The organism is Halorussus halophilus, from assembly GCF_008831545.1.
Lineage (GTDB): Archaea > Halobacteriota > Halobacteria > Halobacteriales > Haladaptataceae > Halorussus > Halorussus halophilus.
Genome location: NZ_CP044523.1, coordinates 3,468,220 through 3,494,969, shown reverse-complemented (window position 1 = coordinate 3,494,969; position 26,750 = coordinate 3,468,220). Strand labels below are relative to the sequence as shown.

Sequence of the window (26,750 nt, the reverse complement as noted above, 5' to 3'; positions counted from 1 at the left end):
TTTAGTACTTCTCCCTAAGCTGCTCTTTGATGTTTGCTTCCACGTCCTCGATGTACTCCTCCCACTCCTCTTGGACGTTGATACGGTTGAGGCGCGGCGCGGCGTCGATGTCCTGAATCTCCTCGACCGGGACACCGGCTTCGAGCGCTTCGAACGCCTCGTCGTTGAACGTCTTGATAGCGCCGAGCATCGCGTAGGTCTTCTCCGGGGAGCAGTACGTGTCCACGTCGTGGAACGCGTTCTGCTGGAGCCACGCTTCGCGGATGTACCGCGCGACTTCGAGCGTGAGCTGCTGGTCCTCCGGCAGGGCGTCCTTACCGACGAGTTGGACGATCTCCTGCAGTTCGCCCTCCTCGTCGAGCACGTCAACTGCCCACTGGCGTCGCTCGGGGAAGTCCTCCGCGACTTCCTCTCGGTACCACGGGTCGAGCTGGTCCTTGTACAGCGAGTAGGACTCGTCCCAGTTGATGGATGGGAAGTGTCGTCGCTCGGCGAGGTCGGCGTCGAGCGCCCAGAAGCACTTCACGATACGCAGGGTGTTCTGCGTGACAGGCTCCGAGAAGTCGCCGCCCGGCGGCGAAACCGCGCCGATTGCGGAGACCGAACCCTCGGTGCCGTTGATGTTCTGGAAGTAGCCTGCTCGCTCGTAGAACTCGCTGAGACGCGCGGCGAGGTACGCGGGGTACCCCTCTTCGCCGGGCATCTCTTCGAGACGCGAGGAAATCTCGCGCATGGCCTCTGCCCACCGGGAGGTGGAGTCGGCCATCAGCGCCACGTCGTACCCCATGTCGCGGTAGTACTCCGCGATGGTGATACCCGTGTACACGCAGGATTCACGCGCCGCGACGGGCATGTTCGACGTGTTGGCGATGAGGCAAGTGCGGGACATCAGCGGCTTCCCGGTAACTGGGTCTTCCAGTTCCGGGAAGTCGTCGATGACTTCGGTCATCTCGTTGCCACGCTCGCCACAGCCGACGTAGACGACGATGTCCGCGTCGGCCCACTTCGCGAGTTGGTGCTGCGTGACGGTCTTCCCGGACCCGAACGGACCCGGAATCGCGGCCGTCCCACCCTTCGCAATCGGGAACAGGCCGTCGAGGATGCGCTGTCCGGAGACCAGCGGCGTCGTCGGGGTCTCCTTCTCTTTGGCGGGACGGGCCTCACGGACCGGCCACTCCTGGCGCATCTGAATCTCCTCGCCGTTGTCGAGTTCGGCAACCGTCTCGGTGACGTCGAAGTTACCGCTCTCGATGGAGACGACTTCGCCACCCTCGTAGTCCGGCGGGACCATCACTTTGTGTTCGATGCTCTCGGTCTCGGGGACCGTGCCGACGATTTGACCGGGTTCGACTTCGTCGCCCTCGCTGACTTCGGGAGTGAACTCCCACGTCTTTTCGAGGTCGATACCGGGTGCGTCAACACCGCGGTCGAGGAAGGCACCCATCTTGTCTTCGAGGACAGCGAGCGGGCGCTGGACGCCGTCGTAGATGGAGTCCATCATGCCCGGCCCGAGGTCCACGGACAGCGGGTCGCCGGTGTTCTCGACTGGTTCGCCGGGCGCGACGTTCGAGGTTTCCTCGTACACCTGAATCGTGGTCAGGTTCCCCTCGATTTCGATGACCTCGCCCATCAGTCCTTCCTCGCCGACGTAGACGACGTCGTTCATCCGGGCGTCGAGGTCAGTGGCGGTCACGACCGGTCCACTTACGCTCTCGATGAGACCGTCCTCGCGGACGCTCTCGCTTTCAGTAGCTTGGCTCATTCGTTCTCACCTTGTTCGTCTTCGTCCATAAGGTCGATACCGATTGCGCGCTTGATCTTGTCGCGCAGTCCGCCGCTGCCCGCACCGCTTCCGCCGATGGCGACCATCGTCGGTTCGACGCTCGTCTCGACTTCGTTTCGTACCTTTCGGGAGAGGTGGTCGAGGTCGCCGTCGTGCATCACGATGATGCCGATTTCCTCGTCTTCGAGGACGCGGGTGACGGCGTCGTCGAGTTCGTCGTCTTTCTCGTCGTCCGGGACGTTCTCGAACTTCCGAACGCCCGCGAGGCGGAAGCCGGTGGTGAACTCGGGACTGCCGACGACGGCAATCTCTTGGCTCATAGTACCACCAGTTCGTTCTCGATTTCGTCCTCGCTCAGTCCGGCCTCGCGGCCGCGAGCGATTGCGCGGATGTTGTCTACTTCCCGCTCTTTGGCGAGTACGTACGCCAAGACGGGACACACCGACAGCGGGAACACGTGCGACAGATGCTCGGAGTATTCGAGCAACGCCGCGTCGAGCGCGTGTTCGAAACCGATGAGGCTGTCCGCGCGCTCTAGTTCGTCGAGTGCGTCCGACAGTTCGTCGCCGTACGTACTGTCGCGGATGCGTGCGACCAACTCGTCGGTGTTACCCGCGAGTTGACCGAGTTCGCTCGCGTCGAACAACCGACCGCCTTCGATGAAGTACTCCGAGGGGTCGATGTTCGCGCCGCTCCGCGCGATGCGGAGTGCGTTCCGAACGTTCCGGAAGTCGATCTCCGCTTGCAAGAATTCGACGTACAGTTCGATTGCGCGACTCGATTCGTCGGTGACGCCCTCCATCAGCCCTTCGTAGTACGCTCGGTCGATGGCGTTTTCGAGCGGCACTAGCGTCCCAGTCGTCTCGTAGTCGTCGTAGGCGGCTTCCAGCGAGTCGCCGTACCGGGTGCCGTCGAGCAGTTCGACGGCTTCTTCGATGGTGCCCGCTTCGAGCAGGCGTTCGAGGAGTCGGTCGTCGAACTCACCCGCGCGGATGAGGTCGGACTCGACCGAATCACGTGACGAATCGGAGTAGATGCCGCGAATAACCGTCTTGACGTTCCACGCGTCGAACTTCCGAAGGTACCGGGCGATCATCGCGTACAGTTGCCCGTCGGACCACCGGAGCAGGTCCTCGAAGTGTTTGGCCAGGTTACGGTTGAGGGCGTATTCGATGAGGTCTACGCCGTCGTACCGCGAACCGAGCGCGTTCACTTCGGTCTCGTACTCGGTCTCCTCCATGTAGCGGGCGATTTCGCCCGGACCCATCCGGAGGAGTTTCCGGTAGTCCTCGTCGTCGAACAGCGCAGCTCGGCGGGTTCGGACCCGCGCGGTGACGTACTCGTAGTTCGACGTTCCTTCAGTCTCTTTGGCGCTCATTGCTCGAAGAGGCGGTTGCTGATGTTCTGGAGGTTGTCCTCCCAGACGCTCTCCAGCACCGAGTCGAACGTGTTGTTCACGCGCAGTCGGGACTGTTCGCTCTCGACGACGACGCCACCGAGACAGTCGTACTCGCCGGCGTACTCGTAGCCGTCGTAGTCGGTGACGATGTCGGTCAGCAACTCGTCGTCGCTTTCCGCACCGTAGACGTGGACGGTGTCGCCGTCCTCGAACTCTTCGGCCGCGTCGTCGAGCAGTTCTCGCGTCAGCTCCTCGCGGTCGTCGCCTTCGAGGTTAGCGATGCTGTCTTCGACAGAGGCGCGAACGTCCTGCAGCACGTCGCGTCGAGCTTCGAGGCGCTTCTGCTTGGCTTCCAGCTTCGCGCTGGAAAGCTTCTGCTCGCGCTCTTGGGCGATTGTTTGTTCCGTCTCCTTCTCTTGCTCCGCGAGTATCTCTTCGGCGTCCGACTCCGCATCCGAGATAATTGCTGCTGCGCGCTCTTCGCCCTCGGCTTCAATCTCCTTCGCGCGCTCGCGGGCTTCGTTTCTAATGTCTTCTGCTACCGTGTCCAGACTCATTGATTAAGAGGGGGAAAGTCGGTTATACCGTGGACGGGACGAGGAACACGACGACCAGCGCCAGAATGACGAGCGTCTCGGGCAGGACCGTCATGATGAGACCCGTACCGAAGAGGCTCTCGTCCTCTGCGATGGCACCGACTGCGGCGGCACCGATACCGCGCTCTGCGTAACCTGCGCCGAACGCGGCCAGACCGACTGCGAGGGCCGCTGCAGCTTTCGGCGGGATGGCGGGGACGGCCTGTGCGCCACCTTCCTGAGCGAGCAATACCGCACTGTCGACGAACGCAAGTACAAATTCGAACATTGGTTTAGTTCTCCTATGGCTCTCGTAACCGAACAGTCGTATTTCCCGTCACAGTGGACATAAAGCTTCCCAAAAGAGTTGGCCAGAAACGGGGTGTAGAGCCGGAAATCAGAGGTTGTGGTACCAAATACCAATGGCTACCGAATCGGGGTTCGACCGCTGACAGAGAGAGACGAAAGAAAGTACCGCTGGTCGCCAGTTCTGGGTCGCGTGTGGGTCAGTCCTGCGTCGTGTACTTGCGTTCGTAGCCGAACGGTTCGTACTCCTCGCCGCCACCTTCGTAGAACTTGCCGAAGAACTCGACGTATTCGAGACGGACCGCCTGCAGTCCGGCACTCGTGATACCGAGCGCCAGCACGAGCAGGTGTCCGAGGACGAGGATAAGCAGACCACCGAGGACGCCACCGATACCCGAGTGGATGAGACCGGGGAACATGACGCTGGTGACTTCGTGACCGTGATACATATCCCCAACGTGGTACATATGTCCGAGTCCGAAGTGCCACGTCGCACCGTGGTCTGTCTGCGTGACGAACACACCGAAGAACAGGAGGTTGACCACGAAGGCCATCCCTGCCTTGGCGAGTAACACTGCGGCGAGTCGGGTGTACGACAAGGCGTCCGAGAGGACGCTCAGGCTTTCGAGCAGGCCGATGAGAATACCGGCACCACCCAAGTGCTTGATTTCGCCCCCGACGTAGAGGGCCATTCCGACCAGACCGATTGCGAGACCGAGGGTACCGACGCCTGCGGAGAATCCTTCGAATCCGAACGCGAAGGGTTCGCCTGCGAAGATACTGTAGATGAAGTCGGGCTTCGTACCAGACGCCTGCGTACTGAAGATCCACGTCCAGATGCCACCGAACAACAGCACCCACGAGCCTTTCTCCAGCACAGCATCGACGGGGCTGTGGTTCAGTTCCTCGATGAAACCGAAGACGTAGCCCAGCGTCATGTGGAGCAGGCCGACGAGTATCGACACGACCAGCCACGTGTACGCGTAGCCGACTTCAGCGGGCTGCAGTCCCTTGTGGAGCGGCGGATTTCCGCCCCACAGGTGCGTCCCGATGAGGTGCAGGCCGAAGATTTCACCGTACAGGATACCGAACAGCGTGGTGAAACCGCCTGCCCACAGCGCGATACCGCCGAGACTCTTGAACGCGGGGTTGTCGAAGCGACTGTACAGGGCGTAACCGATGCCCGCGTACAGGATTCCGTAGCCGACGTCGCCGATCATGAACCCGAAGAAAATCGGGAACGTGAGGAACAGTATGACCGTCGGGTCGAACTCGAAGTACTTCGGTCGGTTGATGGTCTGGACCAGCAGTTCGAACGGCTTGACCGCGCCGGGGTTGTCCTGCACGGTCGGCGGCTGGTCGTCGCCCATCGTCGTCCCACCGTCTGCGGCGACTTCTTGCTCACCTTCGGGCTCCCCGTGAGTGTGGTCGTCCATCGACTCGTACTCTGCACGTTCGAGTTCGTCCACTTCGACGTGGTCGCCGACTGCGTCACCGAGTGCGGTCGCGAACTCGGTGTAGCGCTCGGACGGAATCCAACCCTCGGCGATAAAGGCGTTCTCCGTCGTCGCGAAGTTGAGTGGCGCTTCGGACTTCTGCACGTCGATAGAGAGCTTCTCTTCGGCCGCCAACAGGAAGCCCGCAGTGTCGAGCTTGATGTCTTCGAGTTCGTTCTCGACGCTGTCGAGTTTGGATTCGAGCTTTTGGCGGTCGTGTTTCAGCTCTTCGACGTACTCCTCGGGACTCCCGTCGGCGTCCGGGATTTCCAGCATCGCAAAGTCAACGCCGACGAGCGTCTCGTCGAGTGCGTCTTCGTCCCCGTCGTCTGCGGGGTACGCGAAGACGGCGACGGTGCGACCTTCGCTGAACGTCTCGTACTCGGCGATGTCGTCGGTGTCCGCGAGTGCCTGCTGAACTTCGTCCTCGTTGCCTTCGCCGACTGCGACCTGCAGGTTGTCGTAGCCCGACAGCAGGTCGAGGTCGATACCGAGGTCGGCGAACGGTTGCATCGAGTCGAGTCGCTCTTCGACGTCTCGGAGGTCTTCCTCGACTTCGTTCCGACGGTCGTCGAGTTCGTTGACCTCGGTTCGGACCGATTCGAGTTCGTCTTCGAGCGCCTCGTCGGTGACGATGCGACTCGGTCCGGCGTCCTCGGCCTCGATGTCGAGGATGCTCTCGATGGACCGGACGGTGACGAGCTTGTCGGACGCTTCCTCGGCACCCTCGACGGGGTTACCGGGCGCGAAGCCCTCCCACGAGCCGTCGTAGTTCGAGAGGTGGACGAGGTTCAATTCGTGAATCGCCTCGATAACGTCGTCCATGACCGCGCGCGAGCCGGTCACGGACACCTTGCTCATTTGTTCAGGTCTGAGCATGCACCGCCTCCTGGAACAGGTCTACGACGTACTCGACTACCTCCTCCGTGTTCTGCTCCGCACGGTTTTCGAGTTGCTCGCGTTCCTGTTCACCCTCCGCGAGCAGTTTCTCTCGTTCGGCTTCTATCTCTTCACGCGCGTCGGCGAGGCGCTCCTCGTGGAGCTCCGCAGCCTCCTCCTCGGCCTCGTTTCGGATGTCCTCTGCCTCCTTACGAGCCTCGGAGATACGCGCTTCGCGGTTCTCCTCGGCCTCTTCGACGATCTCGTCGGCCTCTTGCTCGGCCTCCTTGATTCGTTCGAGAACCTCTGGCCTCGGCATATACTAATCGTCCGAAAGTTTGCGCGAACGGCTATAAACTACTTGCGGAACCTTCTCCCGACACTTTCTCCCCGTTTTCGCGTGAGTCAGTGACTCGCGTGGGTCACTGTACCAACTCCGAAAAAGTACCGCTACTATCCCAACTGACGCTGCATTCGAGCAGTTTCGAAGGCTCCTACTCGACCGGGCGAAATGGCAGGATTATTTGGCTGGCGGCCCGAAGCGCCGTCAATGGGTATCCTCGAAAACAAGAGTAACGCGCGGCTCTTCTACAAGTATCTCTCGAAGGTGTACGACCAAGTCAACCCGTTCATCTGGAACGAGGAGATGCGCGACGAGTCGCTGTCGATGCTCGACATCGACGAGGACGACAGAGTACTCGACGTTGGCTGTGGCACTGGATTCGCCACAGAAGGCCTACTCGAACACAGCGACAACGTCTACGCGCTCGACCAGAGCGTCCACCAACTCCAGAAGGCGTGGCAGAAACTCGGCAAACACGACCCCGTCAGTTTCACGCGCGGCGACGCCGAACGCCTCCCCTTCCAGACGGACAGCTTCGACGTGGTGTGGTCGTCCGGCTCTATCGAGTACTGGCCCAACCCCATCCTCGCACTCCGGGAGATTCGCCGCATCACCAAACCCGGCGGGCAGGTCCTCATCGTCGGCCCGAACTACCCCGAGAGTACGGTCTTCCAGAAGCTCGCGGACGCCATCATGCTGTTCTACGACCGCGAGGAGGCCGACCGGATGTTCGAAGAAGCGGGCTACGTGGACGTTCGACACCGCGAGATGGGGCCGAGTTACGACCCCGACATCGCCATCACGTCAGTCGCAAAAGTGCCTGAGGAGTAGAACGCGAGCGAGACGGCGCGCTCTGCGCGCCAGCGAGCGATTCAAACGGTGGTTTCTTCTCTCCCAATCAGTGACTCCCCAACGTAGATTTTCACCGTCACGCGCGCCCCGCGTGAGAGTGTGGGACTGTTGGTGCTCGCAAGCCGGAAACTCGCTGTCTCACCCGCACTCCAGTTCGGGTCGGCGGCGCTGTTGAACGGGCCAGTTGGGCCGGGTCGAAATCCCTCCGAGGAAAAGAACGGCACTGGCGGTTGCGAGTCGAGCGCGACGCCGTCGATTGCGATTTGAATCGAGAGTTCGCGCACGTCGAGCGTCTCTCCTCCACGATGAGCGAACGTTAGTGTCTTTGTCGTCCCATCGACTTGCACGTCGATAGCGACGTTCGGTGGCGGCGTCGGCATCGTCGTTCCGAGCGCAGCGACGCCGACAGCTCCGGCTAAGATGGTCGTAACTAGCAGTAAGAGGACAGTTCCCAGAACGGGGGAGAGCGCACGAGACGACACGTCACGAAATCGTCTCGGCTTCGGATTTGAATGTTCGTGTGGTTACGCTGGTGTGGCGCTCGCCGATTTCGTGGAATTGTTGGGCGAAACGGCTTTGGGCTTTGTCGGACGGGCAGTCACGTTGACAGTCGTTCCGTCGTGGGTCCCACTGACGCGGAACTTTCCAATCGGGCCGAGCGTCCACGCGACTCCGTCTTGTCCTGTCACTAACGTTCGGTGTCCAGCGACGGTCACTGCACCGTCCACGGGACTGCCGGTCTCATTCCGGAGTTCGAGGCGAAGCGGCCCGCCGGGATACGTGCGATTGACGACGAGCGTGACGTTGTCGGAGGTGTTTGTCACACCGGGGCCTGGGGGAAGTGGTTGGTTGCCCATCAGCGACTTATACTGAACCTCTTTGAAGACTGCTTCCGTCCCACTGTCGAGGTAGGCCGTGAGTTGTCCGTGAGGATGCCCAATCGTCGCCGAGTATGCGTTCGTCGTGCCGTACGGGGAAGTACTCGTCCCTCGCGTCTGGTGATTTTTAGCCCACGTGTACTGTTCGAAGACGAGTGCCCTCGCTTCGTCTAACCGCAACTGCTTCGAGGCTCCCGGTTTGCGTTGGTCTCTCCGAACGACCTCCCGGACGTACTGACCGCCATCGATAGTCGTGAGGACGATTCCGGATTCCGACGCGGCGATATACACCCTAGTCGCATCACCCACGCCTCGGAGAGATGCCCCCACTTCATGGCGAACTGGTCCCAGAACCAAGAGTAGTTTCCCTCGGATGGTACCTTTGATGTTGGGCATCGTAAAACCAGGAACCGACTCAGATTGTCGCTTCAACTCCTCTGTAGTCCGAAGTATCTCTCCGGCCTCTGCGTCGATGCGGCCCAGTTCCCGCACGTACTCGGACGCCGAGATCGATCCGTTGGTGAACGCTTGGGTTACTCGCTGTTCTTCCGCTTGCAGCGAGATGACTCGGTTTTCTATTCTGAACCGGTACCGATTCAGAATCTGTTTCTTCTCCGTGTTGCTCCCGGCAGTCTGAAGTTGCCGATCGAGTTCGCGGATGCTCAATTCGTTCTCGACATTGGTTCGGTCTGTCGCCAACGTATTCCCGAGCGAAATCGAGGCCGTCTCGAACGACGTACGCTTCTCGGCCGTACCCAGCGTCAGGACAGCAGTCGTATTTTTATCTGCTGGTTGGGTTGTACCGGTGTTTTCGAAGCTTCCAACCGAAGAATTCTCTGGGACGTCGGTAGGGCCGGTCGCTTGCGTCGCAACGGCAACGGGAGAGAGGGCGAGCAGTAATGCCAGAATAACGGGGGCGAATCGCATTACAAACGTCCAGTGCGTACTCCACCAATAAAATACGCACGGAAGTATGAACATCCCCGCGAGCGACCGAGAGGAGTCGAGACGATTTAAAGAGGCCGCTGACGTTTTATCGCGGGATGGAAAGTATTTTCTTGTCGGCGCGTTCATGCGTCGGTATGCGGTGGTCTGCCGCCCTCTTCGTGTCCCTCCTCCTCGTCCCGAGCGCCGTCGTGGGTGCCGGTGTCGGTCAGCCAACGGACCACACAGTTTCAGACCAACGACCTGCCCTGAATGCTGTCAACGGAACCGCGGCGAACGGCACCGGCACTGCGGCGAATGGGACGACAGCCAACGGTACCGACAAAACGTCGAACGCGACCAACGAGACTGTTCGAGACGGAACGACGATGTACATCTCGCTGCGTTCGACTGGGAGCGCACACTGGAACGTAACTGCACGATTCCACCTCCAAGACGAAAACGAGACAGAGGCGTTTGAAAGCCTTGCACGCGAGTACGAGCGAGGAAGTTCCGACGTCGGGTTCTCCGCAGATACGTTCGAGACAATCGCCGACCGCGCCGCCGAGAACACGAGTCGAGAGATGGCGATACGGAACGTCTCCCGGTCGGGTCGAATCACCCAGAACGGGAGCGTCGGCGTGCTTCGAATGTCGTTCACGTGGACGAATTTCACGCGTACCTCTGGGCGTCAAGTGATGCTCGGTGACGTGTTCACGACGGAGTCTGGGCTGTGGCTTCCAGCACTGACCGAAAAGCAGACGCTCGTCATCGATCCGCCCGAAGACTACCAAATCTACAGTGGGAACCCGCATCTCGTAGATGGGAAAATCCGATACGAAGGTCCGAAGCGGTTCACTCCTGCCGATTTGACCGTGACGTTCAACCCGAACGGACCCGGGAACACTCCGACACCGGATGATGGTCCGTGGGGTGAAATCGCTAGCCTACCGGGCATCGCCCTCCTCGTGATACTCGTCGGACTCGGTGGAGGCGGCGTCTACATGCTGTCTCAGCGCGATTCGACGCCACCCACTGCCCAGACGGAACCGACCGACACCGACGACCGCTCGGAGCGGCCAGTTACCTCGTCTCCAGACTCGGCCGAAGCGGACGACACCGAGGAATCGGACGAGTCAAGCGACGAAGAACGGGCGACAGAGTTACTGAGTGACGAAGAGCGCGTGATGCGCCTGCTAGACGAGAACGACGGTCGCATGAAGCAGGGCACCATCGTCAAAGAAACCAACTGGTCGCACGCGAAGGTGTCGCAACTGCTGTCGAAGATGAACGACGAAGGAAGGGTAGACAAACTTCGCATCGGCCGCGAGAACCTCATCACGCTCCCCGACGAGGACGTGACCGACACAGACTGAACGGACGAGTCCACGTTCACGTTTCGGATGTCAGTTAGCGAGCAAACGGTTAACATGCGGTCGCGGGTTTCGAAAACGTTTACCCCCGCGCCGCAGACCCATTTATCATGAAGGTCCTGGTGACTGTAAAGGAGGTCGCCGAAGTCGCTGACGACTTCGAGATCGAGGGGACCGAGGTAGGCGAACGCTACCTCGAATACGACTTGAACGAGTGGGACGACTACGCCGTCGAAGAGGCCGTCCAACTCAAAGAGGACGGTCCCGCCGACGAAGTCGTCTCCGTTACTATCGGCCCCGAACGTGCCGACGAGACGATTCGGATGGCCCTCGCAAAAGGAGCAGACCGCGCGGTTCGCGTGTGGGACGACGCCTTGGAGGGCGTTGACCTGCTCGACGTAGAGACGAAGACAAACCTACTCGCGGCCGTCGTCGAAGAAGAGGAGCCCGACCTCGTGCTGACCGGCGTCCAAGCGGGCGACGACGCGTTCGGTGCGACGGGCGTCTCGCTGGCCGACGAAATCGGCTTCCAGTGGGGTGCGGTCGTCAACGCGCTCGACTTCGACGCCGACGAAGGCGTCGCGTCGGTCCACCGCGAACTCGAAGGTGGCGTCGAGGAACTGACCGACATCGACGTTCCGGCCGTCCTGACGATTCAGACGGGTATCAACGAACCGCGCTACGCGAGTCTGCGCGGTATCCGACAGGCTCAGAGCAAGGAAATCGCGCCGAAGACGCTCGCCGACATCGGTCTCGACGCCGACGCGGTCGAGAGCGACCTGACGATGACGTCGATGTACGAACCCGAGAGTGAGAGCGACGCAGAAATCTTCGAAGGCGACGCCAGCGAGACCGCCGGGAAACTCGCTGAAGTCCTCCGCGAGAAGGGGGTGGCACAATGACGGACGTACTCGCCATCACCGAACACCGCCGTGGCGACCTGCGCGACGTGAGCTACGAGGTCATCACCGCCGGGCGACAACTCGCCGACGAGAGCGGCGGCGACCTGCATCTCGCCGTCATCAGCGGCAATGCTACTGGCTTCGCGGACGACCTGAACCGCGAGGGCGTCGATTACGTCCACACCGTCAGCGAGGGCGAGGAGTTCAACCACGACGTGTACACGCAGGCCATCGAAGCCCTGCACGCCGAACTCGACCCCGAGGTCGTCCTGATGCCTAACAGCGTCAACGGCCTCGACTACGCGCCCGCCGTGGCGAACCGCCTCGACCTGCCGCTGGCGACCGACGCCGTCGGCATCGAGTACGGCGACAGCCTCACCGTCACCCGCGAGATGTACGGTTCGAAGGTCGAGACGACCGTCGAAGTCGGCGGCGACCAGCAGGCCGTCACCATCCGCGGCGCGGAGTGGTCTGCCGCAGAGGGCGTCGGCGATGCCGAGATTTCGGAGTTCGAAGCCGACATCGACACGGACACTGGGTCGAGAGTCACCGGTTTCGAAGAGGTCGGTGGCGGCGACGTGGACATCAGCGACGCAGAATTCCTGATTTCCATCGGCCGCGGTATCGAGGAAGAGGAGAACCTGCCGCTCATCGAGGACCTCGTGGAAGCGACGGACGCGACGCTCTCCTCGTCGCGCCCCATCGTGGACAACGGTTGGTTGCCGAAGAACCGGCAGGTCGGCCAGTCCGGCAAGGTCGTCACGCCCGACGTGTACCTCGCCATCGGTATCTCCGGCGCGGTCCAGCACGTCGCTGGCATGAAGGGTTCGGACACGATTATCGCCATCAACACCGACCCGAACGCGCCTATCTTCGACATCGCCGACTACGGTATCGTCGGCGACCTGTTCGAAGTGGTGCCTGAGCTTATCGAGCAGTTCGAATAGGACGTTTTGGAGTAAACCGGACTCCAGTCGCCACACACCGGTTTTTTGAATGCAGGTCGCCATTTCCCGATAGATGTCAGTCCGCGACGTCGCTCGGCAGGCCTACCGCGAAGCCCTCCCGGCGCTCGCCACGAGCGTCGTCGGGGGCCTGTTCGCGGGTGCGGTGCTGGGCGGCATGCGGGCGGAGTTGCGCGCAGTCCCCGGACTGCTTGTCCTCGTGCCCGCATTGCTCGCCACGCGCGGCAACGTCTACGGGTCGCTCGGCGCGCGACTCTCCACGGGTCTCCACCAGGGGCTGGTCGAACCCGAGTGGATGCCGGACGACCGAGTCCGCGCCGCGGTGCTGGCGGCACTCGGCAACGGTGTGCTGGCGAGTTGTTTCGCCGCCGTAGTCGCGTTTCTGGTCCTCTCGATTCTCGGTGAGCCTGTCGCGTCGCTTACGACGCTCCTCGCCATCGCACTCGTCGCTGGCGTGCTGTCCGGTGGTGCGCTGACCGTCGCCGTCGTGTCGGTCGTCTTCGCGGGATTCTCGCGCGGGCACAACCCAGACACGCTGGTCGGCCCGCTGGTGACGACGACCGGCGACGTGTTCGGTATCTCGTTTCTCCTGCTGGCGGTCAGATTCGTCCTTCGAATCGGCCTCGGAGGTGGGTAGATGCAGACGGAGTGGACGATTCGAGCCATCACGCGAGCGATGTTGCCAGTCCTGCTCGCGCTGACCGTCGTGGAGATTCTGTCCGGTCTCGTCTTGGGCAGTTTCGAGGCGACACTGCTCAAGTATCCGGCCCTGCTCACGCTCGTGCCGGTCATCATCGGCACCGCCGGGAATTTGGGGAGCGTGCTGGCCGCGCGCCTCTCGACGGCGTTCCACCTCGGCACGCTCTCGTTCGACCCGAGGGACGACGAGTTGGCTGGCAACGCCGTAGCGACGGTCGCGCTGGCACTGACTGTCTTTCCAGTCGTCGGCGCTGGCGCGTGGGCGGTGACACTCGTTCTCGGTGGTGTGCAGTTGCCGCTCGGCACTGTCGTGGTGGTCGCACTCGCGAGCGGTGCGGCGCTGGCAGTGGTAGCGATTGGTGTGACGCTCGTGGCGACCTACGCCGCATACCGGTTCGAGTTGGACCCCGACGACGTGGTGATACCGGTCGTGACGAACATCTGCGACGTGCTGGGTGTGCTGGTGCTATTCTTGGTGGTACAGGTGATGGTGTGAGGAGGTTCTGGAAGTGTGGACAAGAACTGTAACACTCATTGTAGAGAACAGCAACGGGAACCGTGCTATTTCCGGTGCCTATGAGACCGCACCGCTCCGCACGGCACCGCGACGGCCACACACCACCCAACCGATTCGCTCACGTTCGTTCGCTCATCCCTCGCACAGGTTTGACGAGACCCTGTGGGGGTCTCGTCAGCGCGCGCCGTGTGGTTGGTGAAAAGAGCGAAATCTTCCTTCGTGTCTCACGTCACCCCATCACCACGAGTGTCGAACGCCTCGTACTCCCGGGTCTCCAAAATCTCCTGCAACTCCTCGGCGACCTCCCACACGTCCTCGTAGCCGACGTACAGCGGCGATGGGCATAGTCGAACCACGTTCGGGGGGCGGAAATCGACGACGACGCCGCGCTCTTTCAGTGCCTCGCCGACGCGATAGGCTTCGGGATGTTCGATGGCGACGTGGCCGCCTCGTCGGTCGGAGTCTCGGGGCGTGCCGACTTCGCAGTCGTCCAATCGCTCGTCAACCAGAAACACGAGATACTCCGTAAGCGAGACCGATTTTTCCCGAATCGCCTCGATACTCGTCTCCTCGAAGATTTCGAGCGCGCCAGCGAGCGGGGCCGCCGAGAGAATCGGAATCGTCCCGATTTGGAACGCTCCCGCGCTCTGCGCTGGCGTGTAGGTCGTCCGCATCTCGAACTGCGTGTCCTTCTCGTGGCCCCACCAGCCAGCGAGTGCTGGCGTCTCGCCGAAGTGGCGTTCGTTGACGTAGAGACCCGCGATTGCACCGGGACCGGCGTTGAGGTACTTGTAGCTACACCAGACCGCAAAATCGACGCCGACTTCGGAGAGGTCGTGGGGAACGACGCCGACGGAGTGGGCGAGGTCGAAGCCAGCCAGCACGTCCTTCTCGTGGGCCGCCTTGGTGATTCGCTCCACGTCGAGTAACTGGCCGCTCCGATAGAGAACCGAGGGCAGAAACACCATCGCCGTGTCGTCGTCCAGCGCGTCGATTACGTCCTCCTCTTCGATGGTTCGGCCGTCCTTGCTCTCCACGACAGTTAGTGCCTCGTCGGGGTCCACGCCGCGCTGGCGCAACTGGGAGCGAATCGCGTAGTGGTCCGTCGGAAAGTCGAGTTCGTCCACGACGATTTTGGCGCCCTCTGTCTGGTCGTAGAAGGTGCCGACGAGCGTGTGGATGTTGACCGTCGTGGAGTTGGCGACGACGACTTCCTCCGGTTTGGCCCCTACGAGGGGCGCGAGTCGGTCGCCCAACTGCTCGCCGTAGTAGAACCACGGCGGGTCGGCGTCCGTCCAGCCACGAATCGCCTGCTCGCGCCACTCCTCGACTGCTTGGTCGAGGGCCTCCTCGGCGTCCTCCGAGAGCAGTCCGAGCGAGTTGCCGTCCATGTACCACTCGTCGTCGGGGTCGTAGAATCGGTCGGCGAGCGGCGCGAGCGGGTCCGTCTCGTCTCGCTGGACGGCGAACTCGCGACCCACTTCGAAGTCGTCCATGGAGGAATCGAGCGTGCCGGTGGCCAAAGGGGTTTGCCAATCGGAACCCAATCTCGCGACATGCGCACGGAACTCCATCCGGAGGCGGCCGCCGTGGTCGAGGAAATCGAGGCGGCGGGCGTCCCGGAGTGGTCTGCCATGTCGGTCGAGTCGGCCCGTCGGGTCGAAGACGAGGTGTTCTCAGGTGGGAATCCGCCCGAGGTCGCGTTCGTCCGGGACCTCTCGATTCCCGGTTCGAATACAGAGATTCCAGTTCGAGTCTACCACGACGACCCTGACGAGCAAGCGCCAGTGCTGGTCTACTACCACGGCGGCGGCTGGGTGCTGGGCACGCTGGACTCCATCGGGGGCGTCTGCCGCCGACTGGCCCGTCGCGGAGAGTGCGTCGTCGTCTCGGTGGATTACCGACTCGCACCAGAGAACACCTTTCCGGCCGCCGTGGACGACGCCTACGCGGCCGTCGAGTGGGTCGTCGAGAACGCAGAAACGTTCGGCGGCGACCCGGAGAAGGTCGCGGTCGGTGGTACCAGCGCAGGCGGAAATCTGGCAACCGTGACGGCGTTGCGGACCAGAGAGACAGACGAAGCGAACGTCGCCCACCAGTTCCTCTTCTATCCGATTACCGACTACGCCTTCGACACCGACTCGTACGCGGAAAACGGCGAGGGACCGCTCCTCACCGAGCGCGACATGCGCTGGTTCTGGGACCACTACCTCCGGAGCGAGGTGGACGGCGCGAACCCCTACGCGTCACCCCTTCGAGCACCGGACCTTTCGGGCGTCCCGCCTGCGACGGTCCTTACCTGCGGATTCGACCCACTGCGCGACGAGGGCGTCGCCTACGTAGAGCGCCTGCGCGAGGCGGACGTGGAGGTCTCCCACGACCACCATCCCGACATGCCACACGGCTTTCTCAGTATGAGCGAGTCGGTCGGCGTGGCAGACGAGGCGTTGGAGGCAGTCGGAGAAACACTGCGAAATCTGTAGCTACTCGTCCGTAATTGGTTTCCCGTCCTGAGTCGGCGGCGCGATGAAGTCTACGAACTCTTCGACGGTCGGGTCTTCGACGCGGACGCGAACGTGAATGTCGCCTAGTTCGTCGGGGTTGCCGACTGCGAAGTTGACGACGCCTTGGAACGCCGCCTGTTTCTTCAAGTCGAAAGTGAACGTGTCCCCGTCTCGGTTGCCGAAGAACTCACCGCGAGCGGTGTCCAGAATTGTCTGTTCGTGGAGCAGTTGCGAGAAGTGGTCTACCGCGTGGACCTCCGCGAGCAGTTCGCCGTGGCGTTCTTCCACGTCAGCGCCGGGAAAGATGTTGGTGATGGCGTCTTCGACTCGGTCGCTGAGTTCGGTGTCGCGAACGGGCGCGGTAATCTGGAGGTCGATGCTGTAAATCATAGCTCTCCCTCCGCCGTCTGCGTGCGTTCGAGTGCTTCGGGCCCGTCTTCGAGCAGTGCCCGAACCTTCGTCCGAAACGCTTCGAGACTAGCGGTGTTGTCGATTCTCACGTCGGCGTTGGCGATAGCTTCGTCCATACCGAACCCGATTTCGCGCTCGTCGCGTTCGCGCAGCGCCTCGGCGTCTGTGTTGTCTCGCCCACGTGCCTCGATTCGCTCGGCACGGAGTTCGAACGGTGCTTCGATGCTGACGAGCGTGAACGCGTCGCCGAAGGCCTCCTCGAATCGCTGTGCTTCGACGCCTGCACGGATGCCGTCCACGAGAACTGTGTCGCTCGCTTCGAGTTCGTCTTCGATGATGGGGAGCGACCGCTGGGCGATAGCGTCGAGTCCGTTCTCCTCACGGAGTGCTGACGCGATTTCCCCGTGGTGCTCGGCGGGGTCGAGTCCACGGTCACGACACTCTTGGCGAATCACGTCGCCCATCGTCACGACCGGAATCCCGAGTTCCTCGGCGACGGCCGCGGCCTCGCTCTTGCCGCTGCCAGGCAGACCGACGATGCCGATAACTTTCATTGGATGCTGGTAATGTGGAGATGTGCATAAGCACTGTGTTCCCGATGTTTGCACTGTTCAGTTTTGCACACGTACCATATGCCGAGCTATGCACGATTCGTACAGTTCTTTTCTCTACTTGCCACGTAGCAATCCTAAGACCTTTTGCCAAAGCAGTACGAACGATTGAGTGAGGGCACGTAGCTCAGTCTGGATAGAGCGTCGGACTTCTAATCCGACGGTCGTGGGTTCGAATCCCATCGTGCCCGCTGATTTTGCCGCGAGCACTGCAACAGAAACCGCACCGCAGTTGGGGATTCACAGCTCGCCCTGCGCATTTCTAATTATCTTCTCTGACGGTCGTCTCGCAAGGAGAAAGCTTACAACCCGAACGTGGGCACGCTCGGAACATGTCCAGCCCTCCCCACCGATTCTGCACCGCGACGCTCGACTGGGCGAAAGAAGAACACGAATCGCTCGGCGAGTGGCCGTCCGGTCGCGCTGCTCCTGAAAGAATGAGAACTAAGTTAGTAGCGCGGTCACTGCGGTCAGTTCTCCAACGACTTCGGAACTGAGACGTAGTACAAACCAGTTCAGAGAAGGGTGCCGATGTCTTGAATGTCGTTCCGGCAGAACGGACAGCGATAGTTCGTCTGGAACTCGCTGCGCTGAGCGACTGTTCTCGTTTCTAATTCGTGCATGGCGATGCTTCGACCACAATCAGGACACGCTACTTTCGTCACGACTCTTCGTGAACGGCCCAAACACTTAAATTACTGTGTAAGGTTGATAGACAAATCTTTCGGCCCACAACCTTTTGCTGCGCTCGGTCGGTGGAAGCCGTTGGCTTCCACACGACCTCGCTGGCAAAACGTTGATGAAAAACACGGCGTCACCACCTTCGGTGGTTCCTTGGTCCGCTCGCTTCGCTCGCGGTACAAGTACTTGGACTAAAACCGCACCACGAACCGCGACCGCACCGCAAACCGCAAAACCGGTCGCTCAGCCTTCGAACCCGTCCTCGAACTTGAACGTGCCGTTGCGCTGGACGACTTCGCCGTCCACCTCGATGTACGAGTCCTCGGCCATGTCTACGATCATGTCCACGTGGACGGCCGACTCGTTGCCCGACTCGCCCTCCGGCAGGCAGGCGTCGTAGGCGCGACCGATTGCCATGTGGACGGTGTCGCCCATCTTCTCGTCGAACAGCATGTTGTAGGTGAACCGGTCGATGTCGCGGTTCATGCCGATACCGAGTTCGCCGAGGTAGCGCGCACCCTCGTCGGTGTTCAGGACTTCCGTCAGCACGTCCTCGTTCTTGCTCGCGCTGTGTTCGACGACCTTGCCGTTCTCGAAGCGGACGTAAGCGTCCTCGACCTCGTGGCCTTGGTGGATGAGCGGCTTGTCGAACAGGACTTCACCCTCCACGGAGTCGGCGACCGGTGCGGTGAACACCTCGCCACCGGGGAGGTTGTTCTTACCCTTGTCGTTGATGGTAGTCATACCCTCGACGCTCATCGTCACGTCCGTCGAGTCGCCGCTGACGATGTGGACCTTGGAGCCAGCGTCGAGGATTTCGACCATCTGCTCTTGGAACCGTTCCTGTTCCTCCCAGTCCTTGCCGATGGCACCGTAGACGAAGTCCTCGTACTCCCGCGTGCTCATCTCGGCGTTCTGGGCGTTCGCGTCCGCAGGGAACTGCGTGAGTACCCACGTCGTGTCGAGAATCTCCTCCTGAATCGGCATGTAGGCCTTCTGGTAGGCCGCCATCGTCTCCGAGGAGACCGCGCTCATGTTGGCGACGTTGTCGTGAGCGCGAACGTGAATCCACACGTCCGCGGCCTCAGCGAGCGCGAGTTCGTGGTCCGCGTTGTCGAGGTCCTCCGCGGCGATTGCGTTCAGGAACGTCGCGCGGGTGTTGTCCCGACGACCGGAGACGTGGAAGGGGAAAGCACCGCGTTCGCCGATGGTCTCACACAGTGCGAGCGTGAGGTCTTCGGCGGCAGGGGGAGCGCTAACGACGACGTTGTCACCCGCTTCGACAGAAGCAGAGTGATCGACGAGAATCTCGGCGTGGTCTTCGATACGTGGGTCCATGCTCGCAAGGATTGCCGAGAAGGGGAAACCGCTTTCGGTTGCTCGTGAGGCAGTTATTTCACTCGGCGCGCGAAAGGCCAAGGCATGATAGACCTGCGGAGCGACACGGTGACGAAGCCCGACGACGCGATGCGCGAAGCCGCGAGCAACGCCGACGTGGGCGACGACGTGTACGGTGAGGACCCGACTGTCAACGAACTGGAGGCCAAAGCCGCAGACCTCGTCGGAATGGAGGACGCCCTGTTCGTCCCGACGGGAACGATGGGTAATCAGGTCGCGGTCCGAACCCACACCGACCGCGGTCAGGAAGTCCTCATCGAACACGAAAGCCACGTCTACAAGTGGGAGTTAGGTGGTCTCGCACAACTGTCGAGTCTGCAAGTCCGAACCATCGACGGCGGCAAGCGCGGGATTCCGACCCCCGAACAAATTCGTGACGGTTACGTCGAGGAGGACGCCCACCGGCCCGGAACCGGACTCGTCACGCTCGAAAACACGCACAACAGCAAGGGCGGGGTCGCCATCGCACCGGAGAAAATCGACGCGGCAGCGGACGCCGCCCACGAACTCGGCCTGCCGGTCCACCTCGACGGCGCACGCGTGTTCAACGCCGCCGTCGCCCACGACGTACCAGCGAGTCGGATGACCGAGCGCGTCGATTCGGTGATGTTCTGTCTCTCGAAGGGACTCGGCGCGCCCGTTGGGTCCGTGCTGGCCGGGGACGAAGCGTTCATCTCGCGCGCTCGGCGCAACCGGAAGCTGTTCGGTGGCGGAATGCGCCAAGTCGGCATGATTGCGGGACCGGGCATGCTCGCGCTCGACAACGTCGAGCGACTCGCGGACGACCACGAGAACGCCCGCGTGCTGGCCGAGCAACTGTCCGACGTGGATGGACTGACGATACAGGAACCCGAAACGAACATCGTCCTCGTCGATACCGAAGCGACCGGCATGGAAGCCGACGAGTTCCTCGGTGTCTGTGAGGACGCGGGCGTACGAGGCACGCAGTTCGACACGTACGTCGCGCGGTTCTGTACCCACTGGGACGTAGACAAATCGGACGTGGAGAGCGCCGCAGAACAGGTTCGTAGCGCGCTCGAAGAGTAAAGTCGTTCTTTGAGTTTACTCAAACTGTTTTAGGGCGCAGACGCTACGAGGAGACATGCGCAACCGGACCGTGCCCGTCGAACGCGGCGGCGGTTATCGTCGGCCCTTGTCCATCCCCTCTTGGAAGCCGGTGAGGGTCCGGCGGACGAACAGGTACATGAACAGCACGAAACCGAGCAGAAGGACCATAAAGCCCACGACGAGTGGGTTGCTGGACATGAAGTCCAAGACGAAGTCTAACATGAGAGGTTGTTTCGGTCCCCCGAACAAATTCGTTTCGACGCGACCGACCGTCGCAGGCAACAAAGTTGATATTTCAGGGGTGTCTAACCCGACCCATGGCTGACCTTTTGCCCTCAACTTCGGACGCGTCGGCTCCCCAAACTGCGGAGCCGCGGGTCATCGGCGTCGATAGCGACGACGCCGACAACCTGCTCGGGGCACTCTCTTCGGAGACGGCCCGCGAACTACTCGCGGCACTCCACGAGGACCCGGCCACGCCGTCGGCACTCGCAGAGGAAATCGACACGTCGCTCCAGAACGCCCAGTACCACCTCGGCAACCTCGAAGACGCCGACGTGATACAGGTCATCGACACCATCTACTCGGAGAAGGGCCGCGAGATGAAGGTGTACGCGCCCGCCGACCAGCCGCTGGTCGTCTTCGCGGGCAACGAGGAGAAGACGACCGGACTGAAGGCGGCGCTCTCGCGCTTGCTCGGTGCGTTCGGCGCGCTCGGCCTGCTGAGTCTCGCGGTGCAGGAAGCCTTCGGTGACGGCGTCGGCGCGCTGTTCGGTATGACCGGTGGTTCGAGTAGTTCGAGCGACGGTGGCATGGGCACGATGTCTACGGAGTCTACCCAGACCGCGGCCGACGCCGCAAGCTCAGTGCTTCCACCGGGCGTCCTCTTCTTCTTAGGCGGCGCACTGGTCCTCTCGCTCGGGTTCGCGTGGTGGTACGCGAACCGAAGTGAGTAACTAAAATGAGTTTTTGAGCTTACGGGAACTACTTGATATACCGGCGTGTAGGTAGAGGTGTACCGCCCCGCTTCGGCCCTCCCCCGAACGCCTTTCGGTACGATTCGAACACGCCGTGGTTTTTCTCGAACGCTTTTGGTTGCGCTTCGAGCGCTCGCTCTCCTACTCGATTCGGAATTCTTCGACTGTCGAGCCGTCGCGGTGTCGAATCTCCCCAGTGACGCGGTAGTCCGCACCATCGTCCGCAACGCGGAGTTCGACATGCGTCGGCAAGCCGCCGCGCGGTTGGGCGTGACTGCCGGGATTGAGCAGTAGCACGTCCCCTGCGTCGCTGGCGTGGTGGCGATGCGAGTGTCCGAAGACGACTACGTCGGCGTCCTGCTGACGGCCCAGTAGCGAGAGACCGGTCGCCCCACGGTTCTGCCCGTGGGTCAGGACGAACCGGAGTCCGTGAGCTTCGAACGTCCGCTCCGGAGGGAGACGGTCTCGAACGCCATCGGTGGCGTTGTTGCCGTAGACGCCGTAGAGGTGGTTGCTCGCGTCTTCGAACGCGTCCAGCGCGGATTCGGTGTAGAAGTCTCCCGCGTGGACGACGAGGTCCGCTTCGCGGACGGCTTCCGCGGCACGACCCTCTAATCGATGGCCCGCCGCGCTGTGCGTGTCCGAGAGAATAGTTATCATTGCGTCGTCGTACGAACGGGGGCTTCCTCATACTGTCGGAGCGTTCCGCTTGTACTACTTTCATATCGGACGGCCGAGAAAGCCACAACAATGGCGGAAAGTAAGTCGGTCGTCATCGCCGCCCTGATAGCCAACGGCGCGATAGCCATCTTGAAGTTCATCGGCTTCACGCTGACTGGGAGTGCGGCGATGCTCTCGGAGACGTATCACTCGATTTCGGACACCGGGAACCAAGTGTTCCTTCTCATCGGCATTCGCTACAGCAAGAAGGACGCGAGTCGCGGCCACCCCTTCGGGTACGGAAAAGCGGAGTTCTTCTACAGCTTTCTGGTCAGCGTCCTGCTGTTCGGCATCGCTGGCTGGGAGAGTGCGAAGCACGGGTACAACGCGATTATGCACCCTCACGTCGAGCACATCGACCCGATCCAGTTGTTCGGCTACACGTTCCCTGCAGTGTGGGTCAACTACAGCGTCCTAATCGGTGCAATCCTCTTCGAGGGGTACGCGCTCAAGAAAGCCTACGCCGGGATGCAGAAGGACATCGAAGAACACGAGTGGAGCGGCCTCACCGAGGCGTTCCGAAAGACCAGCAACGTGACGACGCTCACCGCGTTCACCGAAGACACAATCGCGATGGCCGGGGCCGGTATCGCCCTCTTCGGTGTCTATCTCTCCCGAGCCACTGGGAATCCCTTCTACGACGCAGTCGGCGCGCTCCTCATCGGTATCATGCTCATGGGCTTCGCGGTCGCGCTCGCGTGGGAGAACAAACGCCTACTCCTCGGCGAGAGTCTCCCGGAGTCGGACGAACAGGAACTCCGTCGAATCGTCGAACAGTGGGAGGGCGTGACCGGTATCGTCGATTTCCGGACGGTCATCTTCGGGCCGGAAGATGTCATCGTCACCGCCGACGTGGCCTTCGAGAAGGGCGTCCCGACGGGTGAGATGGACGACCGCATCACGGCCATCGAGAACGCCCTGATGGAGGCCAACGAAGACGTAGCGAAGGTCTACATCGAACCGGAGCGCTGAGAGTTACTCGTCGGCGTTCTTGTCGTCCTCGCTCGTTCCATCTTCGCTTGCTTCGTTCCCACTCTCTCCGTCTCCACTTGCTTCGTTCCCACTCTCTCCGTCTCCACTTGCCTCATTCTCACCCGGTCCGTCTCCACTCTCTTCGCCTCCAGTCGCTTCCCTCTCGCTCTTTCGCGAAACTACGTCGCCACCGCACTCGTCGCACTCCTCGCGTGCGGTGTAGAATCGTTCGCCACAGTTTCGACACTCGTATGTCGCCGACTCGGCGGCCACTTCCTCGGACTGTTGTTTGAACTTCTCGACTTTCCGGCCGAGATTTTCGAAGAGTCCCATCGTAGTAGATACAGGAGCATCGAGACGCAAAAATCTTCGTAGGGTCGAGAGTCGTAGCGGGTCACTGTGTGCCGCGTGGCGAGGAAGGGTTCGGGTCGAAAATCTACGCAGGTCGGAACGCACGGAGTCGGTCACGCTTGCCCGACTCGGAGTCGATTTCGGTGAATCCGCGCTCGGTGAAGACCTCCTTCCAATCGCGGTAGTACAGCGGGAAGTCACCCCGGACGTGGTTCACGGCTACGTCGTCGGACTGCGCCCCGTCCGTTTGCTGGTCCGCTTCGCCGTTCTCTTCGGGCCCCTCGTTCTCGACGGTGACGAGCAGTTCGGACGCGATGCGAGTAACGTCCGAGAAGACCCAGTCGTTGTCAGGATGAATATGCTGGAGCGTTTCGACCGAAAAGACGACGTCGAACTTGTCGTCCTCGAAGTCCGGGACGACGTTCTCGATGGCGTCGGCGTAGAACGTCCCGGCGTCGGCGAGTTCGGGGTAGTTCTCCGCCATCACGTCGAAGGCGTCGGGGTTGACCTCGATGCCGTGCAGGTTCTCGTAGCCGTGGTCGTAGAGGTGCGAGAGGTGGCGGCCGGAGCTACAGCCGAGTTCGAGGATAGCGGGGTCTGAACCGACGACTTCGGCGATTCGCTCCCGAATCGCCTCGCTCATCTCGTCCGGCCCGTAGTAGGCGTAGTAGGTCGGCGAATACTCCCCCGACCTGTCTTCCCATTCGTCGAGAACGTCGTTAGAATCCACAGCAACGGAGAGACGCGCGACACCTAAAGTCTCGTCGGCCTGCGAATGAGACAGTTCTGATAACTTCCAGTGCAGAGCGAGCATTTAAACCCGAAGCCGGGCAAATTCCACGGTGTGGCAGAGACGAACGGCTACACGCGTTTTTTCCCTTACGAAGAGCCGTACGACAACCAGCGGGAGGCGATGGACCGAATCTACAACGCCTTCGCCCGCGGACAGGACGTACTCTTCGAGGGGGCCTGCGGGACGGGCAAGACGCTCTCGTCGCTCGTGCCCGCGCTGGAGTACGCCCGCGAGGAGGACAAGACGGTCGTCATCACGACCAACGTCCACCAGCAGATGCGCCAGTTCGTCGCCGAAGCCCGCCAGATAACCAAAGAAGAGCCGATTCGGGCGGTCGTCTTCCGCGGGAAGGGGTCGATGTGTCACATCGACGTGGGCTTCGAGGAGTGTCAGGTTCTGCGCGACAACACCTACGAAGTCGTAGACGAGGAGCGAGACCTGAAGGAGTTAGAGGAACGGCAAGAGGAGTTGCTCGAAGCCAGCCAAGAGGGCGACGAGCGCGCCGCGGAAGCCCGAAGCGCGGTGATGGACGAACTGAAACAAGTCCAAGAGACCGTCGAGAGCCTGAAAGACCAGAACACCTGCGAGTACTACTACAACAACCTCGTCGGGGACAACGAGGAGTTCTACTCGTGGCTCTACGACGACGTTCGGACGCCCGACGACATCTACGAGTACGCCGAACAGCAGACGCTCTGCGGATACGAACTGCTGAAAGACGGGATGGAGGGCGTCGATTTGGTCGTCTGCAACTACCACCACCTGCTCGACCCGATGATACGCGAGCAGTTCTTCCGATGGCTGGACCGGGACCCGGAGGACGTCATCGCCATCTTCGACGAGGCGCACAACATCGAGGACACTGCCCGCGAACACGCGACTCGTACCCTGACGGAGAACACCCTCGATTCGGCGCTGGACGAGCTACAGGATTCGGACGATGCAAGAAGCGAACCGGCGTACAACGTCATCTCCGCGTTTCGTCGCGCACTCTCGGAAACCTACGAGGACAACTTCGGGTTCGGTGACAGAGAGAAGGTCGGCGACAACTGGCAGGACGTTGCCATCGCCAACGAGAACAAGCGCGACGACTTGACGCTCAACTTCCTCCAGCAGTACACCGGCAAGGGCATCGACACGGAACTCGAACTGGCGGTGCATCTCGGCCGTGAGATGGACGAGGAGTACGAGGACGCCTACAAGGAGGGCGACGCGACGACGCGACAGGAGTGCCAGACCTTGCAGGCCGCGACGTTCGTCCAGTCGTTCATGGCCGAGGGGGCCGAGTTGGGCCAGTACCCAGTGGTCTCGGTGCGCCGCGACGAAGCCACCGAGGAAGTGTACGGCCGCGCTGAACTGTACACCTGCATTCCCCGCGAGGTCACGAAGGATCTCTTCGAAGAGGTCTACTCGACGGTGTTGATGAGCGCGACGCTCCGACCGTTCGACGTGCTTTCGGACGTGTTGGGTCTCGAAGACCCCGTTTCGATGGCCTATGGCCTCCAGTTCCCCGAAGAGAATCGGCGCACCTTCGCCGTGCAGACGCCCGCGCTCTTCTCCAGCGAGCGGGACAATCCCGAGACCCAGGAGGCGATTGCGGGAGTGTTGTCGGACGCGGTGGAGTTCACGGCTGGAAACACTCTGCTGTTCTTCCCGAGCTATTCGGAGGCAGAGCGATACTACGACCGCCTCGGCCGAGAGACGGACGCGAAACTCTACTTCGACGAACCTGGCCAACGCGCCGAGGAACTTCGACAGGAATTCGTCGCGGACGACGACGCCGCACTCTTCACCTCGCTCTGGGGCACGCTCGCGGAGGGCGTCAGCTTCGACGCCGACGACGCCCGCACAGTGGTCGTTGTCGGCGTACCGTACCCGCATCTTGACGACCGGATGGACGCGGTGCAAGACGCCTACGACCGCACCTTCGCCGACCGCTCCGGCAGGGACTCTGGCTGGGAGTACGCCGTCGAGATTCCGACGATTCGCAAGACGAGACAGGCGCTCGGCCGCGTGATTCGCTCGCCGGAGGACTTCGGAGTGCGTGCGTTGGTCGATAAGCGGTATACTGAGGAAGGACGCAAGGAGATGGGCAAGTACAGCGTCCGGGATACCTTCCCGCCGGAGGAGCGCAGCGAGATGCTCGACATCGGGCCTGAAAAGCTGAAGTTCGCGATGCTGAACTTCTACGGCGACAAGGACGCGTGGGACGGGGAGCCTCCGACTCCTTGAATTGGGGTTTGGTGTGAGATTGATTCGATTCACGGCGATTGTGAATCGGGGACTAGGGGAGGAGTCGTGAACAACATAGACGAAATAGCGGTTCGTGAACAGCACAGCCGAGAAGGAGAATCGTGAACAGGCAGAGCTAGC

General features: G+C 61.5%; 28 protein-coding genes and 1 tRNA gene. 12 read left to right on the top strand and 17 right to left on the bottom strand.

Annotated features, from left to right (window positions below; translation table 11 throughout):
• Position 1: 1 nt before the first annotated feature.
• The 7 genes from F7R90_RS17310 to ahaH form a co-directional block, all read right to left on the bottom strand.
• On the bottom strand, positions 2 to 1,762 hold the full coding sequence (locus F7R90_RS17310) for an ATP synthase subunit A (RefSeq protein ID WP_158058639.1): 1,761 nt from the start codon (positions 1,760 to 1,762) through the stop codon (positions 2 to 4).
• Positions 1,759 to 2,103, bottom strand: a complete 345-nt coding sequence (locus tag F7R90_RS17305; protein WP_158058638.1) for a V-type ATP synthase subunit F — start codon at positions 2,101 to 2,103, stop codon at positions 1,759 to 1,761. Before F7R90_RS17305 ends, F7R90_RS17310 begins: the two co-directional genes overlap by 4 nt.
• Positions 2,100 to 3,161, bottom strand: coding sequence for a V-type ATP synthase subunit C (locus tag F7R90_RS17300; protein ID WP_158058637.1), 1,062 nt, complete (start codon positions 3,159 to 3,161; stop codon positions 2,100 to 2,102). The genes F7R90_RS17305 and F7R90_RS17300 overlap by 4 nt, the downstream gene beginning before the upstream one ends.
• Positions 3,158 to 3,739: a V-type ATP synthase subunit E gene (locus tag F7R90_RS17295; RefSeq protein ID WP_158058636.1), complete on the bottom strand. Its 582-nt coding sequence runs from the start codon at positions 3,737 to 3,739 to the stop codon at positions 3,158 to 3,160. The genes F7R90_RS17300 and F7R90_RS17295 overlap by 4 nt, the downstream gene beginning before the upstream one ends.
• A 22-nt stretch (positions 3,740 to 3,761) precedes the next feature.
• Positions 3,762 to 4,046 carry a F0F1 ATP synthase subunit C gene (locus tag F7R90_RS17290; RefSeq protein ID WP_158058635.1) on the bottom strand — a complete coding sequence of 95 codons (285 nt, stop codon included), beginning with the start codon at positions 4,044 to 4,046 and terminating at the stop codon, positions 3,762 to 3,764.
• 217 nt (positions 4,047 to 4,263) lie between these two features.
• Positions 4,264 to 6,438 carry a V-type ATP synthase subunit I gene (locus F7R90_RS17285; RefSeq protein ID WP_158058634.1) on the bottom strand — a complete coding sequence of 725 codons (2,175 nt, stop codon included), beginning with the start codon at positions 6,436 to 6,438 and terminating at the stop codon, positions 4,264 to 4,266.
• Positions 6,425 to 6,757, bottom strand: a complete 333-nt coding sequence (gene ahaH / locus F7R90_RS17280; RefSeq protein WP_158058633.1) for an ATP synthase archaeal subunit H — start codon at positions 6,755 to 6,757, stop codon at positions 6,425 to 6,427. Before ahaH ends, F7R90_RS17285 begins: the two co-directional genes overlap by 14 nt.
• A gap of 231 nt (positions 6,758 to 6,988) precedes the next feature.
• Between ahaH and F7R90_RS17275 the strand changes: the two genes are divergently transcribed.
• Positions 6,989 to 7,612, top strand: coding sequence for a methyltransferase domain-containing protein (locus F7R90_RS17275; protein WP_158058632.1), 624 nt, complete (start codon positions 6,989 to 6,991; stop codon positions 7,610 to 7,612).
• Between the two features lie 41 nt (positions 7,613 to 7,653).
• On the opposite strand, the gene F7R90_RS17270 is transcribed toward F7R90_RS17275, so the two are convergent.
• Together F7R90_RS17270 and F7R90_RS17265 are read right to left on the bottom strand one after the other, a co-directional pair.
• Positions 7,654 to 8,115 (bottom strand): type IV pilin, encoded by a 462-nt coding sequence (locus F7R90_RS17270; RefSeq protein ID WP_158058631.1) that lies wholly within the window; start codon positions 8,113 to 8,115, stop codon positions 7,654 to 7,656.
• Positions 8,116 to 8,157: 42 nt separating this feature from the next.
• Positions 8,158 to 9,438 carry a DUF7094 domain-containing protein gene (locus F7R90_RS17265; RefSeq protein ID WP_158058630.1) on the bottom strand — a complete coding sequence of 427 codons (1,281 nt, stop codon included), beginning with the start codon at positions 9,436 to 9,438 and terminating at the stop codon, positions 8,158 to 8,160.
• A gap of 155 nt (positions 9,439 to 9,593) precedes the next feature.
• Between F7R90_RS17265 and F7R90_RS17260 the strand changes: the two genes are divergently transcribed.
• From F7R90_RS17260 to F7R90_RS17240, 5 genes are all read left to right on the top strand, one after another.
• The gene (locus F7R90_RS17260; RefSeq protein WP_225741209.1) at positions 9,594 to 10,811 is read left to right on the top strand and encodes a helix-turn-helix transcriptional regulator; all 1,218 of its coding nucleotides are present in this window, start codon (positions 9,594 to 9,596) and stop codon (positions 10,809 to 10,811) included.
• Positions 10,812 to 10,918: 107 nt separating this feature from the next.
• A complete protein-coding gene (locus F7R90_RS17255; RefSeq protein WP_158058629.1) occupies positions 10,919 to 11,710 on the top strand; it encodes an electron transfer flavoprotein subunit beta/FixA family protein in 792 nt (263 codons plus the stop codon).
• Positions 11,707 to 12,657 (top strand): electron transfer flavoprotein subunit alpha/FixB family protein, encoded by a 951-nt coding sequence (locus F7R90_RS17250; RefSeq protein WP_158058628.1) that lies wholly within the window; start codon positions 11,707 to 11,709, stop codon positions 12,655 to 12,657. The genes F7R90_RS17255 and F7R90_RS17250 overlap by 4 nt, the downstream gene beginning before the upstream one ends.
• 73 nt (positions 12,658 to 12,730) lie before the next feature.
• Positions 12,731 to 13,312 (top strand): magnesium transporter, encoded by a 582-nt coding sequence (locus F7R90_RS17245; RefSeq protein WP_158058627.1) that lies wholly within the window; start codon positions 12,731 to 12,733, stop codon positions 13,310 to 13,312.
• Entirely contained in the window at positions 13,313 to 13,870 is a 558-nt protein-coding gene (locus F7R90_RS17240) for a magnesium transporter (RefSeq protein ID WP_158058626.1), read from the top strand.
• Positions 13,871 to 14,115: 245 nt separating this feature from the next.
• Here the strand turns inward: F7R90_RS17240 and kynU are convergent, their stop codons facing one another.
• A complete protein-coding gene (kynU, locus tag F7R90_RS17235) occupies positions 14,116 to 15,387 on the bottom strand; it encodes a kynureninase (protein WP_158058625.1) in 1,272 nt (423 codons plus the stop codon).
• 60 nt (positions 15,388 to 15,447) lie between these two features.
• On the opposite strand from kynU, the gene F7R90_RS17230 reads away from it, so the two are divergent.
• Entirely contained in the window at positions 15,448 to 16,374 is a 927-nt protein-coding gene (locus F7R90_RS17230; protein ID WP_158058624.1) for an alpha/beta hydrolase, read from the top strand.
• Here the strand turns inward: F7R90_RS17230 and F7R90_RS17225 are convergent, their stop codons facing one another.
• Positions 16,375 to 16,785, bottom strand: a complete 411-nt coding sequence (locus tag F7R90_RS17225; RefSeq protein ID WP_158058623.1) for an RNA-binding domain-containing protein — start codon at positions 16,783 to 16,785, stop codon at positions 16,375 to 16,377.
• Positions 16,782 to 17,360, bottom strand: a complete 579-nt coding sequence (locus F7R90_RS17220) for an AAA family ATPase (protein ID WP_158058622.1) — start codon at positions 17,358 to 17,360, stop codon at positions 16,782 to 16,784. The genes F7R90_RS17225 and F7R90_RS17220 overlap by 4 nt, the downstream gene beginning before the upstream one ends.
• 173 nt (positions 17,361 to 17,533) lie before the next feature.
• Here F7R90_RS17220 and F7R90_RS17215 point away from each other — a divergent pair.
• Positions 17,534 to 17,608 (top strand) — tRNA-Arg (locus F7R90_RS17215).
• Positions 17,609 to 18,341: 733 nt separating this feature from the next.
• On the opposite strand, the gene F7R90_RS17210 is transcribed toward F7R90_RS17215, so the two are convergent.
• A complete protein-coding gene (locus F7R90_RS17210; protein ID WP_158058621.1) occupies positions 18,342 to 19,436 on the bottom strand; it encodes an aminopeptidase in 1,095 nt (364 codons plus the stop codon).
• A gap of 84 nt (positions 19,437 to 19,520) precedes the next feature.
• Here F7R90_RS17210 and F7R90_RS17205 point away from each other — a divergent pair, with 84 nt between their 5' ends.
• On the top strand, positions 19,521 to 20,543 hold the full coding sequence (locus F7R90_RS17205) for a threonine aldolase family protein (protein ID WP_158058620.1): 1,023 nt from the start codon (positions 19,521 to 19,523) through the stop codon (positions 20,541 to 20,543).
• Positions 20,544 to 20,636: 93 nt separating this feature from the next.
• Here the strand turns inward: F7R90_RS17205 and F7R90_RS22335 are convergent, their stop codons facing one another.
• Positions 20,637 to 20,786 (bottom strand): DUF7859 family protein, encoded by a 150-nt coding sequence (locus F7R90_RS22335; RefSeq protein ID WP_192498351.1) that lies wholly within the window; start codon positions 20,784 to 20,786, stop codon positions 20,637 to 20,639.
• A gap of 95 nt (positions 20,787 to 20,881) precedes the next feature.
• Between F7R90_RS22335 and F7R90_RS17200 the strand changes: the two genes are divergently transcribed.
• Entirely contained in the window at positions 20,882 to 21,520 is a 639-nt protein-coding gene (locus F7R90_RS17200) for an ArsR/SmtB family transcription factor (protein ID WP_158058619.1), read from the top strand.
• Between the two features lie 162 nt (positions 21,521 to 21,682).
• On the opposite strand, the gene F7R90_RS17195 is transcribed toward F7R90_RS17200, so the two are convergent.
• Positions 21,683 to 22,201 (bottom strand): metallophosphoesterase, encoded by a 519-nt coding sequence (locus tag F7R90_RS17195; RefSeq protein ID WP_158058618.1) that lies wholly within the window; start codon positions 22,199 to 22,201, stop codon positions 21,683 to 21,685.
• Between the two features lie 90 nt (positions 22,202 to 22,291).
• On the opposite strand from F7R90_RS17195, the gene F7R90_RS17190 reads away from it, so the two are divergent.
• Positions 22,292 to 23,233, top strand: a complete 942-nt coding sequence (locus tag F7R90_RS17190; protein ID WP_158058617.1) for a cation diffusion facilitator family transporter — start codon at positions 22,292 to 22,294, stop codon at positions 23,231 to 23,233.
• A gap of 3 nt (positions 23,234 to 23,236) precedes the next feature.
• Here F7R90_RS17190 and F7R90_RS17185 read toward each other — a convergent pair whose 3' ends face one another.
• Both F7R90_RS17185 and F7R90_RS17180 read right to left on the bottom strand, forming a co-directional pair.
• Positions 23,237 to 23,566 (bottom strand): hypothetical protein, encoded by a 330-nt coding sequence (locus F7R90_RS17185; protein ID WP_158058616.1) that lies wholly within the window; start codon positions 23,564 to 23,566, stop codon positions 23,237 to 23,239.
• Positions 23,567 to 23,669: 103 nt separating this feature from the next.
• Positions 23,670 to 24,314 (bottom strand): class I SAM-dependent methyltransferase, encoded by a 645-nt coding sequence (locus F7R90_RS17180; RefSeq protein ID WP_192498350.1) that lies wholly within the window; start codon positions 24,312 to 24,314, stop codon positions 23,670 to 23,672.
• Between the two features lie 114 nt (positions 24,315 to 24,428).
• Here F7R90_RS17180 and F7R90_RS17175 point away from each other — a divergent pair, with 114 nt between their 5' ends.
• Positions 24,429 to 26,609, top strand: coding sequence for an ATP-dependent DNA helicase (locus tag F7R90_RS17175; RefSeq protein ID WP_158058614.1), 2,181 nt, complete (start codon positions 24,429 to 24,431; stop codon positions 26,607 to 26,609).
• Positions 26,610 to 26,750: the final 141 nt, after the last annotated feature.

Excerpts from the sequence above, each read along its gene's own strand:
- F7R90_RS17310 (WP_158058639.1), bottom strand. The coding sequence starts at position 1,762 with ATGAGCCAAGCTACTGAAAGCGAGAGCGTCCGCGAGGACGGTCTCATC.
- F7R90_RS17305 (WP_158058638.1), bottom strand. The coding sequence starts at position 2,103 with ATGAGCCAAGAGATTGCCGTCGTCGGCAGTCCCGAGTTCACCACCGGC.
- F7R90_RS17300 (WP_158058637.1), bottom strand. The coding sequence starts at position 3,161 with ATGAGCGCCAAAGAGACTGAAGGAACGTCGAACTACGAGTACGTCACC.
- F7R90_RS17295 (WP_158058636.1), bottom strand. The coding sequence starts at position 3,739 with ATGAGTCTGGACACGGTAGCAGAAGACATTAGAAACGAAGCCCGCGAG.
- F7R90_RS17290 (WP_158058635.1), bottom strand. The coding sequence starts at position 4,046 with ATGTTCGAATTTGTACTTGCGTTCGTCGACAGTGCGGTATTGCTCGCT.
- F7R90_RS17285 (WP_158058634.1), bottom strand. The coding sequence starts at position 6,438 with ATGCTCAGACCTGAACAAATGAGCAAGGTGTCCGTGACCGGCTCGCGC.
- ahaH (WP_158058633.1), bottom strand. The coding sequence starts at position 6,757 with ATGCCGAGGCCAGAGGTTCTCGAACGAATCAAGGAGGCCGAGCAAGAG.
- F7R90_RS17275 (WP_158058632.1), top strand. The coding sequence starts at position 6,989 with ATGGGTATCCTCGAAAACAAGAGTAACGCGCGGCTCTTCTACAAGTAT.
- F7R90_RS17265 (WP_158058630.1), bottom strand. The coding sequence starts at position 9,438 with ATGCGATTCGCCCCCGTTATTCTGGCATTACTGCTCGCCCTCTCTCCC.
- F7R90_RS17260 (WP_225741209.1), top strand. The coding sequence starts at position 9,594 with ATGCGGTGGTCTGCCGCCCTCTTCGTGTCCCTCCTCCTCGTCCCGAGC.
- F7R90_RS17255 (WP_158058629.1), top strand. The coding sequence starts at position 10,919 with ATGAAGGTCCTGGTGACTGTAAAGGAGGTCGCCGAAGTCGCTGACGAC.
- F7R90_RS17250 (WP_158058628.1), top strand. The coding sequence starts at position 11,707 with ATGACGGACGTACTCGCCATCACCGAACACCGCCGTGGCGACCTGCGC.
- F7R90_RS17245 (WP_158058627.1), top strand. The coding sequence starts at position 12,731 with ATGTCAGTCCGCGACGTCGCTCGGCAGGCCTACCGCGAAGCCCTCCCG.
- F7R90_RS17240 (WP_158058626.1), top strand. The coding sequence starts at position 13,313 with ATGCAGACGGAGTGGACGATTCGAGCCATCACGCGAGCGATGTTGCCA.
- kynU (WP_158058625.1), bottom strand. The coding sequence starts at position 15,387 with ATGGACGACTTCGAAGTGGGTCGCGAGTTCGCCGTCCAGCGAGACGAG.
- F7R90_RS17230 (WP_158058624.1), top strand. The coding sequence starts at position 15,448 with ATGCGCACGGAACTCCATCCGGAGGCGGCCGCCGTGGTCGAGGAAATC.
- F7R90_RS17225 (WP_158058623.1), bottom strand. The coding sequence starts at position 16,785 with ATGATTTACAGCATCGACCTCCAGATTACCGCGCCCGTTCGCGACACC.
- F7R90_RS17220 (WP_158058622.1), bottom strand. The coding sequence starts at position 17,360 with ATGAAAGTTATCGGCATCGTCGGTCTGCCTGGCAGCGGCAAGAGCGAG.
- F7R90_RS17210 (WP_158058621.1), bottom strand. The coding sequence starts at position 19,436 with ATGGACCCACGTATCGAAGACCACGCCGAGATTCTCGTCGATCACTCT.
- F7R90_RS17205 (WP_158058620.1), top strand. The coding sequence starts at position 19,521 with ATGATAGACCTGCGGAGCGACACGGTGACGAAGCCCGACGACGCGATG.
- F7R90_RS22335 (WP_192498351.1), bottom strand. The coding sequence starts at position 20,786 with ATGTTAGACTTCGTCTTGGACTTCATGTCCAGCAACCCACTCGTCGTG.
- F7R90_RS17200 (WP_158058619.1), top strand. The coding sequence starts at position 20,882 with ATGGCTGACCTTTTGCCCTCAACTTCGGACGCGTCGGCTCCCCAAACT.
- F7R90_RS17195 (WP_158058618.1), bottom strand. The coding sequence starts at position 22,201 with ATGATAACTATTCTCTCGGACACGCACAGCGCGGCGGGCCATCGATTA.
- F7R90_RS17190 (WP_158058617.1), top strand. The coding sequence starts at position 22,292 with ATGGCGGAAAGTAAGTCGGTCGTCATCGCCGCCCTGATAGCCAACGGC.
- F7R90_RS17185 (WP_158058616.1), bottom strand. The coding sequence starts at position 23,566 with ATGGGACTCTTCGAAAATCTCGGCCGGAAAGTCGAGAAGTTCAAACAA.